Raw genomic sequence first — 9,590 nt, 5'->3', positions numbered from 1 at the left:
GGGCGGGTTCGATGCCTTTATCGAGGCGATGAACGCCAAGGCCGCGGCCCTGGGAATGACCGGTACCCGGTTTGTTGATCCGACCGGGTTGTCGTCGGAGAACCTTTCAACCGCCGCGGATCTTGTGAAGCTGGTAAACGCGGCGGCGGACCATCCGGAAATCCGGGAATACTCCACCACCGGTTATTTCCGTGGGCAGTTCCGGCAGCCTCGTTACAGCTTGTCGTTCGGGAACACCAATGCCCTGGTGCATCGGGATAGCTGGGGTGTCGCCCTGAGCAAGACCGGCTATCTGTCCGAGGCCGGTCGTTGCCTGGTGATGATTTCGAAAATGAACGGCAAGGAAGTGGTTACGGTTCTGCTGGATTCCCTCGGTACCCGCTCGCCCATGGGCGATGCCGGACGGGTCAAACGCTGGCTTGATACCGGAGCCCGGGGTTCCGTGGCTGCTGCGGCCCGGCGCTACGAACAGGAAAAGAACGCGGCCTACGCGACCGCAGGCAACAACACGGTCAGTGTGAACTGACCCTGAAAGGAATCCCGCCATGATCCAGATTTTCACCACCGGTGGCACCATCGACAAGGTGTATTTCGATGCCAACAGCGAATTCGAGGTGGGGCACAGCCTGCTGCCTGAGCTGCTTTCGGAATCCAATATCCATGAGGGCTATCGCCTTCGGGAGCTGATGCGCAAAGACAGTCTGGAGATGACTGATGAGGATCGCCAATTGGTATTGGCGGCGGCCAGAGAATGCGATTGTGACCGCATCGTTATTACCCACGGTACCGATACCATGGCGGATACGGCCGCGGTGTTGGCCAATCTCAAGGATAAGACCATTGTACTGACCGGCGCCATGCAGCCGGCCCGCATGCGCCGCACCGATGCGGTGTTCAATGTCGGGTTTGCCTGGGCCGCGGTGCAATTGCTGCCGCCGGGGGTCTACATCGCCATGAATGGTGAAGTGTTCGAAGCCGGGGCCGTGCGCAAGAACCTGCAGGCGCAACGTTTCGAACGGACCTGACTCAGGCCAGGCTGTCTTTTTCCTGGCAGGTCAGTTCCCGGTATTCACCGGGTTCTAACGCCTTATCCAGTTCGACCTGCCCGATCCGCAGTCGATGCAGCGCCTCGACGTGGTTGCCGACCGCCGCCAGCATGCGCTTGACCTGATGGTAGCGCCCCTCGGAAATTGTAAGCTCAATGATCCGGTCTTCCAGAGCCCTCACCCGGGCCGGCCGCGTTGGCTTCGGGTCGTTATGCAAATCCACCCCACGTTCCAGTTGTTGTGCCGCTGCGTCGGTCAGTGGTTCGCTCAGCGTTACCCGGTAGGTTTTGGGGCAATCGGTTCGCGGTGAGGTGACCCGGTGCGACCACTGGCCATCGGTGGTGAGCAACAGTAAGCCGGTGGTGTCTGCGTCCAGGCGGCCGGCAATGTGGAGGTTCCGGGTGATGTCTGCAGGCAACAGGTCCAGCGCCGTGGGATGATCGCTGTCGGTTGTCGCGCTCACCACGCCAGCCGGCTTGTTCATCATCAGGTAGCGTTCGCCCGGCAAAGACAGCTGGGCGCCCGCCAGGACCACCCGTTCGCCGCCGGTTAATTGGGTGTTGGCGCTCTTGCAGGTTTGTTCATCCACCGTTACCTCTCCGCGGCTGATGGCCCGTTTGGCCTCTTTTCGGGAGAGCTCGGTGCTGTTGGCAATAAACTGGTCCAGTCGCATGGTATTCAGCAGCGTTGTCCCGGTGCCGGTGAACTCAGGCTGGCCAGGCAAAGCACCGGGGTTTCTCCCGTCATCCGGGACCAGAGCAGGCCCAGGGCTTCGGTGCTCACCGGGGGGCGCGGCGTTCGAAAGCTTGCCGTAGGCTCGATACCGCTGCCATTCCGGGTCGCCAGAACAAAGCTAAAAGGGTGAGCGCCGGGGATGCCCAGCCGGATGTCGGTGGCCGTGATGCGGTCGCCGACCTGGTCGTAATCCAGGAAGCCCCGGGTAAACCATTCCAGGCGCTGAGCCTCGGGGAGGTCCGAAACGGCCTTCGCCAGATCCGGCCGGCGCGAAAAATATTCAAGATTCAAAGGTGTATCCCCGTCCAGAAAGCCGGTAACAATCTCTACCCGCTGATCACCCTGCAGAGCCGTGGCGCGCCACAACAGGGTGTTGAAAGGCATGGGTTGAACCAGCAGGTCGGGGTTTTCCAGCCCGGCTTCCGCGAGCGCGGGTTGCACCCGTTGGGTAATGACCTGTTGCGCCATCAAACTCCAGCCCAGGTACAGGGTAGACACGGCCAGTCCTGCCATGACCGCTGTTTTGGCCGGCGGTCGGGCCAGGAAAAACAGGCAGCCGGCCAGCAGGGGCAGGGTATACAACGGGTCGATTATAAAAATGCTGCTGATGGCCACGGGTGGCCCGATCGGCCAGAACAGCTGGGTGCCATAGGTGGTAAAGGCGTCCAGAATCGGGTGGGTGATCAGGATCAGGCCGGTCAGGGCGAGCCATCGCTGAAAACCCAGTTGCGGTTTCCAGCGCCAGAGTAACCAGGCGAGGGCCACCGCAAGGGGCGCAAGAATGAACAGTGAGTGGCTGAACCCGCGATGCTGGGTAAAATTGGCCACCGCTGTCCCGTAGTCGATGACCACATCCAGATCCGGCAGGGTGCCCAGCACGGCGCCTGCCAGCAAGGCCGAGCGGCCAAGGGTCTTGCCGGCGACGGCGCCGGCCAGGGAGGCGCCCAGGGCGGCCTGGGTTATGGAATCCATGTCAGATCAGTCTCGCGTCAGAATGGTTACCTGCATTAGTAGGCCGCCGGCTCTCCGGTGGATCACTGGCCTGCAGATATCCCCAGCTCCGCCAGAACCGATTCACCGGGATAGCCATCGGCTACCAGTTTGTTGGCGGCCTGAAACTGCCGGATCGCGGACCGGGTTGCCGGGCCCATGATGCCATCGGGTTTGCCTGGCTCATAGCCCCGTTGCTGAAGGGCGTTCTGAAGGCTGATGATGTTGTCGCGGGACAGTGCCGGGGCATCCTCGGGCGGCAGGTTCTGCAACTTGCCGGCACCGGCTATCCGGTCTGCCAGATGGCCAACGGCAATGGCGTAGAACTCGGAGCGGTTCCAGCTCATGATCACGCGGAAGTTGTCATAGGCGAGAAACGCCGGGCCACGATGTCCTGCGGGTACCACCAGAGCGGCCTTGATTGGTTCACGGGCCAGCGCATTGCCAAAGGCATCTGTGATTCCCATGTTGCGCCATTCCTCCAGCGGCAGACGACGTCCGTCCGCCAGGGAATAGTCGAAATTCTCGGGCAGCAGCACTTCACGGCCCCAGCGATAGTCGCCGTTCCAGCCCATGGATTCCAGGAACCTGCCAGCAGACATCATGGCATCGGGCAGGCTGTTCCAGAGATCCCTCCGGCCATCGCCGTCGGCATCCACCGCGTGTTTCAGGAAGACGGTGGGCATGAACTGGACGTGGCCCATGGCGCCGGCCCAGGAACCCTCCATCTGGTCAGCCGGTATGGCGCCCTCATCAATAATGCGCAGGGCGGCAATCAGCTGCTCGGTAAAGAAGGTGCTGCGGCGGGGATCACAGGCCAGGGTTGTCAGGGAGCTGGGTACCGGCATCTTGCCGAAATAACTGCCGAAGTTGGTTTCCAGGCCCCAGAACGACACCAGGTAGGGTGCCGGTACGCCGGTTTCCCGGGTGACCCTGGCCAGCAGATCCTCGTGTTCCTGAAGCAGTTCACGGCCCTTGCTGACCCGGGCCTCGTTAACCCGTCGGTTCAGGTAGTCGGCGAACGTTGTGGTGAACTCCGGTTGCCGACGGTCCAGCTCGATCACCCGGGCCAGATGCTGAACTCCGGACATCACCTCGCCGGCGGTCTCGCTGCTGACCCCGGCGGCAATGGCCTGTTCCTGAAGCCGGGCTTTGCATTCGGCAAACCCCGCCGGCTCAACCTCAGGGTTGTCCTGGGCGAGGGTGGGCAGGGACAGGAGTGACAGAAAACCGGAAAACAACAAGCCGCGGGTAAGGCCGCCCTGGCGAAGAATCCTTGCGGGTGTGTTCAGCACACAGAACCTCTATCAGGCAAATGATGGTGGAATATCCTGGGCCCATGTTAGCGTGTTTTCCTGCCTTGGAAACACTGTCCGGGGCCAGGTGGAGTGACAATTCTTTAACCTGCCGGTTCCCGGGAGATCGCGATTGTCGTCTTTTTGTTGCCGACAGGTTTCTGGCGCGGGGCTTTGTTCTATAGTTGCACCATAGAACCGGGTTGTGGATTGGGGAAGGTCTGAACTATGGCAATGCTGAAAGCGCTGGTGGTGGATGACGCCAGCTTTGTACGTGATCTGGTCAAGCGAACCGTGCGCCAGCGTTTTCCGGTGATCGAAACAACCGATGCCCAGAACGGCCGGCGGGCCCAGTCGCTGATGTCCCGAACCGCGTTTGACCTGATCCTGTGCGACTGGGAAATGCCCGAGATGTCAGGCCTCGAGCTGTTGCAGTGGATGCGTCAGCAGCCCCAGTACGAAAACGTGCCGTTTATCATGATTACCAGTCGGGGCGACAAGGATCATGTGATTGAAGCGGTCAAGGGAGGCGTTTCCGAATACCTGGGCAAACCGTTTAGCCCTGAGGGGCTAAGCAAGAAAATCATCAAGGTGATGGGCCGCAAGCTGAAAGACGCGATGGACCGGAGCGGCAAGTCCATGGCCAGCCCTGCCGATGCCTTCAAGGAGTCGGCCAACCTGCTGACCCGCAAGCCGGAGCCCGTGGCGGAGAACCCTGCCGCTTCAGCCCCTTCGTCACCCTCGCAGGCAGCCCCTTCTGCAAACCCCAAGCAGGCCTCGTCCCGCGGTTCGATGAGCCTTGCCTCCGTGCGCTTCGCGGAAAGTACCCTGAAATCCGTGGTCAAGGATATCAATCTCACTGAGGTGCGGGTGATCGCCAAGCGGGATCAGGTATTCCCCGGCATTCTCGACCAGGCAGTGGTGGACATCGAGACCGGTGAGGGCCAGATGGCTCGCCTGAATGGCTACGTGCACCAGTTGCAGGCGGTGGACAAGCGCCAGGACACCGATTTTGTCAGCGTCACCATCCGGTTTGTCGATGAAGACCCGAAAAAGCTCGAGGAATTATCCAGGTTTGTCGCCCGTTTCCGGGCGGGGATGCGCTAGCTTTCCGCTTTCTCCGGGATACGTTCGACCAGTCGTTCCCGGGGGAAGTGGCAGATAAATTCACTGCCCTCGCCAATCCGGCTGCGAATCTCCAGATTGCCATCGTGGTTGAGCAACACGTGTTTGACGATTGCCAGGCCAAGGCCGGTGCCGCCGGTGTCCTTGTGGCGGCTGGGATCGGCCCGGTAGAAGCGTTCCGTAAGGCGCGGTATATGGACCGGGTCAATGCCGATACCGGTGTCCTTCACCGACAGATGGGCGCCTTCCCGATTGGTGGACCAGGATACGCTGATCTGACCGTTTGCCGGCGTGTACTTCACCGCATTGAAGATCAGGTTCGAGAAAGCGCTGCGCAGCTGGCTTTCATCCCCTTTCAGTAGCCGGTGGTCGCCGATATGCACGGTAATCTCGTGCTGTTTTTCGCCGCTGAGTGCCCGGGCGTCATGGCAGATCTGAGCCAGCAGCTGGTCCACGTCCGTGAGGGTGTCGTTGACCGTCTGTTCACCGGTTTCGATTCGTGACAGCAGGATCAGGTCGGTGATCAGGGCTTCCATCCTGGATGACTGGGCGGCCATGGTGTTAATGGCGCGGCGCCACTTCGGTGGCAGGTCGGCGGCGTTGTCCACCAGGGTTTCCAGGTAGCCGCTGATGACCGTAAGGGGCGTGCGCATCTCGTGGGAAACATTACCGACAAAGTCCCGGCGCATCTGTTCGAGCTGGTACAGCCTGGTCACATCCTTGGCAACGATAAGGCGGTCATCGTCACCGAACAGGCTGATCTGGATCTGCAGGTGAATGTGGGGCTTGGCCGGCGAATGGATCTCCAGGGGCTCCCGGTAATTCCGGGAATCGAAGTAGGTCTTGAAGGCCGGGATGCGGATCAGGTTGTGAATGTACTGGCCCTGGTCGGTGTTGCGCCGGAAGCCGAGCAGGTATTCGGCGGAGCCGTTCCACCATTCCATGGCCCCCCGGGAGTCGGTCATGATCACACCATCACGCATGGCGTTGGTGGACTCCTGCACCCGGTTGATCTGGGCCCGCAATCGGTCCTGGGTTCTCAGGTGGGTCTGGTGCAGTTTGTGGAGGTTGTCGAAGATATCTCCCCAGAGCCCGATGCTCTGGGGAGCTTCGTCGGTGGCGCTGGGGTTGGCCAGCCACTGATAAAGGCGCCGGGCCTGCAACAACGTCCACCAGAGGTAGACAATCAGCCCGAAGGTCAGGCCGTAGACAGGCTCACCGAAGTAAAGACCAACCAGCGTGGAGCCAATCAGGCCACCGATAATGTAGCGCAGGTATCGTGACCAGTTGTGTTGCATCAAAAACTGCCTTGTGTCCGTTCCGGGGCTGATGCTCAGCTGGCCGGAGTTACTTACGCGGCTCTGGTTGAGAAGCGGTAGCCGGTTCCCCGCACCGTCTGGATCAGATGATCGTATTCGTCACCGAGGGCTTTGCGAAGCCGACGGATGTGCACATCCACTGTCCGTTCTTCAACATAGACGTTGCCACCCCAGACCTGGTCCAGTAGCTGGGAGCGAGTATATACCCGTTCCTGGTGCGTCATGAAGAACTGAAGCAGTCGGTACTCCGTGGGGCCCATGGTGAGGGCTCCCTCCTGGGTGGTGACGCGATGACCAACCGGGTCCAGGGTCAGGCCTTCCACCTCAATCGGACTGTCGACGCCCGGCGGCGTCGCACGACGCAGGACCGCCTTCAGCCGGGCAACCAGTTCCCGTGGGCTGAATGGCTTGGTGATGTAATCGTCGGCACCAACTTCCAGGCCCTGGATCTTGTTGTCTTCCTCGACCTTGGCGGTGAGCATGATGATGGGAATGTCGGCGGTCGCTTCTTCTTTCTTGAGGCGGCGTGCCAGTTCCACGCCGCTGGTGCCGGGCAGCATCCAGTCGAGGAGTACGAGATCCGGGTGTTTGTCGACAATCAGGGCATGGGCTTCCCGGGCGTCCGCTGCCTCCAGATAGTCATAATCCGCCATTTCGAGGGCCACCGCGATCATCTCGCGGATCGGGGCCTCATCATCGACGATCAGGACAGTTTTTCCAGTCATGAGCTTTTAACCTGTGTCAGACCTTGATTTGTTGCTGCCTCATTACAACGCTCAAGTGTTACAAGTATATGACAGGTTCAGCTGACCATGAGATCAATTACAAGGCCGGCAAAAACGGCAAAGCCGGCCCAGTTGTTGTTCAGAAACGCCTTGAAGCAGCCGTCCCGTTCACGTTCCCGCGCCAGGTACTGGTGGTAAATGAACAGGCAGGCCATGGCCACGACGCCCAGATAGTAGAAGGTGCCCAGCTCGGCACGATGGCCCACCATGATCAGGATCAGTACAACCATGGCCTGCAGCATGCCAATGATCGCCTTGTCGGCTTCTCCGAACAGGATGGCCGTGGACTTGATGCCCACTTTCAGATCGTCATCCCGATCCACCATGGCATACAGGGTGTCGTAGGCAACGGTCCATAGCACGTTGGCGGTGAACAGCAGCCAGGTGAGCTGACTCAGTTCGCCGGCCTCCGCCGCCCAGGCCATGGGAATGGCCCAGGAAAAGGCCGCGCCCAGAAACAGCTGAGGCAAATGGGTGTAACGCTTCATGAACGGGTAAATGAATGCCAGCAGGGCACCGCCGAACGACAGATACAGGGTCAGCGGGTTGGTGAACAGAACCACCATCAGGAAGGAAACCAGGCACAGTCCCGCGAACAGCGCCACCGCTTCCCAGGGTTTTACCCGGCCCGCGGTCAGTGGCCGGTCCTTGGTGCGTTTGACATGCTTGTCCCAGTCCCGGTCAGCGAAATCGTTGATGGCGCAGCCAGCCGCCCGCATGAAGAACACGCCCAGGGTGAAAATGATGACATTAGCCAATGCGGGGCTGCCGTCTCCGGCCAGCCACAGGGCCCAGTAGGTCGGCCACAGCAGGAGCAGGGTTCCGATCGGGCGGTCGATTCTGAGCAGGCTGGCGTAGTCGGCCAACCGGCGCTGGATAGGTTCTGGCACAGCGTCAGGCAGCATGGCGCGCGTCCGTCTGGTGTTCTTCGAATTGAATGAGTGCTGGGATTATAGCCAGTCGCAGGAGGCCGGTTAAAGCGTGTTCCGCTGAAACAGCGCCGGTAGCAGGTATTCACCAACCAGCAGGGAGCTGTTGTGGCCACTGAACAGGGAGCGCCTTGCCAGTTCCGGCTGTCCCGGGATTACCGGTCTGCAGAGGCCGGTTTCCAGAGGGCCCCGTTGCCAGTGGGGGCTGGTGAACAGGTAGGCGCCCAAAGGTCGATTGCCCAGGTGAAGCAGCCGGCGCCCCTCGCCCTCCAGACACTTCAGGGGAATGACCGTCCTGGCCAATACCCAGGGCTGGTTGTCGCCGCACAGGCTGACTTCCCGTATCCAGGCGTGTTGACGGTGGGGAATGCGCAGGCGCCGGGCCTCTTCCTGTGTCGGCGTTGCAAAGCCCTCCCGGCGGACCTCAACGTGAAAGGAACGGCTGCACTGTTTCTGCAGGGCCCGTGTAAACGAACCCTCTACCTGCAACCAATAGCGGGCAGGCCCGTGAACCGCCGGGTTCAGGAGGCCGGCGGCCGTCAGCGATTGGTACCAGTCCGTCGGGGGTATGGTCAGGTGACTGTCGATGTCAGAGACCCTTGACTGCATAGATGCCCGGGGCATTGCGCCAGTAGCCCTTGTAGTCCATGCCGTAACCGAACAGGAAGCGGTCTTCCACTTCCAGGCCGGTGAAATCGGCCTTCAGATCCGGACGGGCTTTCCGGTCATGTTGCTTGTCGACCAGAACGGCCGTCAGTACCTCACTGGCACCGTGAGCGCGGCAGTAGTCGGCGATGGCGCACAGGGTCGTCCCCTCATCCAGAATGTCATCGATAATCAGGATGGTACGGCCGTGCATATCGGCTTCGGGTTGCAGTTTCCACTCGAGAATGCCGCCGGTAGTTTCCTGACGGTAGCGGGTGGCATGCAGGTATTCGGCCTGGACCGGAAACCGGAGCCGGGGTAGCAGTTGTCCGGTCAGGATCAGCCCGCCGTTCATCACGCAGAACAACAGGGGGTTACTGTCTTTCAGGCGGGCGGTAATATCGTCGGCCAAGTTGCCAATTGCAGTCTGTACCTGCTGTTCATCCACCAGGCAGTCGGCTTCGGCCATAACCTGGTTCATTTCGGCGACGGTATCGGTCATATCGGTCGGTCCTGTCGTAAAACGGGCGATTATACCGGACAGGGCCTGCAGAAGGGAGGGGCCACCCCGGTTGTCAGATCTGTATTTGTGGCTATTGGCAGAAATCCCCTGACCGGACCGTCGGCATTGGCATTGGTCAATACCGGGGCGATGGGTATGATGGCCTGATTCGACAGTTGTTCGTATCTGTTAACTGAATAAAACACTTGCGTGCAATAT

The 9,590-nt window shown here is 60.5% G+C and carries 11 protein-coding genes; 3 read left to right on the top strand and 8 right to left on the bottom strand.

Going from position 1 to position 9,590, the window contains the following annotated elements:
* Positions 1–526, top strand: a 526-nt coding sequence (locus B2W52_RS10120; RefSeq protein WP_476738525.1) for a serine hydrolase family protein, incomplete at its 5' end; no start/stop codon positions are given.
* 19 nt (positions 527–545) lie between these two features.
* Positions 546–1,025, top strand: a complete 480-nt coding sequence (locus B2W52_RS10115; RefSeq protein ID WP_273069158.1) for an asparaginase domain-containing protein — start codon at positions 546–548, stop codon at positions 1,023–1,025.
* A 1-nt stretch (position 1,026) separates the two neighbouring features.
* Here the strand turns inward: B2W52_RS10115 and rsuA are convergent, their stop codons facing one another.
* The 3 genes from rsuA to B2W52_RS10100 all read right to left on the bottom strand — a co-directional run bounded on the left by rsuA (position 1,027) and on the right by B2W52_RS10100 (position 4,066).
* A complete protein-coding gene (rsuA, locus tag B2W52_RS10110; protein ID WP_273069173.1) occupies positions 1,027–1,719 on the bottom strand; it encodes a 16S rRNA pseudouridine(516) synthase RsuA in 693 nt (230 codons plus the stop codon).
* A 5-nt stretch (positions 1,720–1,724) separates the two neighbouring features.
* Positions 1,725–2,753, bottom strand: a complete 1,029-nt coding sequence (locus tag B2W52_RS10105; RefSeq protein ID WP_273069160.1) for a metal-dependent hydrolase — start codon at positions 2,751–2,753, stop codon at positions 1,725–1,727.
* A gap of 62 nt (positions 2,754–2,815) precedes the next feature.
* A complete protein-coding gene (locus tag B2W52_RS10100; protein WP_273069162.1) occupies positions 2,816–4,066 on the bottom strand; it encodes a lytic murein transglycosylase in 1,251 nt (416 codons plus the stop codon).
* Positions 4,067–4,294: 228 nt separating this feature from the next.
* Between B2W52_RS10100 and B2W52_RS10095 the strand changes: the two genes are divergently transcribed.
* Positions 4,295–5,173 (top strand): response regulator, encoded by an 879-nt coding sequence (locus tag B2W52_RS10095; RefSeq protein ID WP_273069164.1) that lies wholly within the window; start codon positions 4,295–4,297, stop codon positions 5,171–5,173.
* Here B2W52_RS10095 and phoR read toward each other — a convergent pair.
* From phoR to B2W52_RS10070, 5 genes are all read right to left on the bottom strand, one after another.
* Positions 5,170–6,489, bottom strand: coding sequence for a phosphate regulon sensor histidine kinase PhoR (phoR, locus tag B2W52_RS10090; RefSeq protein WP_273069167.1), 1,320 nt, complete (start codon positions 6,487–6,489; stop codon positions 5,170–5,172). The two genes, B2W52_RS10095 and phoR, sit on opposite strands and share 4 nt — an antisense overlap.
* Before the next feature lie 53 nt (positions 6,490–6,542).
* A complete protein-coding gene (gene phoB / locus B2W52_RS10085; protein WP_273017406.1) occupies positions 6,543–7,235 on the bottom strand; it encodes a phosphate regulon transcriptional regulator PhoB in 693 nt (230 codons plus the stop codon).
* Positions 7,236–7,312: 77 nt separating this feature from the next.
* Complete coding sequence (gene ubiA, locus B2W52_RS10080; RefSeq protein WP_008173537.1) at positions 7,313–8,200, bottom strand: 4-hydroxybenzoate octaprenyltransferase; 888 nt, start codon at positions 8,198–8,200, stop codon at positions 7,313–7,315.
* Between the two features lie 69 nt (positions 8,201–8,269).
* Complete coding sequence (locus tag B2W52_RS10075; protein WP_053113189.1) at positions 8,270–8,833, bottom strand: chorismate--pyruvate lyase family protein; 564 nt, start codon at positions 8,831–8,833, stop codon at positions 8,270–8,272.
* Positions 8,814–9,371 (bottom strand): hypoxanthine-guanine phosphoribosyltransferase, encoded by a 558-nt coding sequence (locus B2W52_RS10070; RefSeq protein WP_008173534.1) that lies wholly within the window; start codon positions 9,369–9,371, stop codon positions 8,814–8,816. The genes B2W52_RS10075 and B2W52_RS10070 overlap by 20 nt, the downstream gene beginning before the upstream one ends.
* Positions 9,372–9,590 lie beyond the last annotated feature (219 nt).

This window comes from Marinobacter sp. UBA2498, from assembly GCF_002341575.1.
Taxonomy (GTDB): domain Bacteria; phylum Pseudomonadota; class Gammaproteobacteria; order Pseudomonadales; family Oleiphilaceae; genus Marinobacter; species Marinobacter manganoxydans.
Note: the sequence above shows the minus strand (reverse complement) of the source record. Positions and strands in the feature narration are given on the sequence as shown.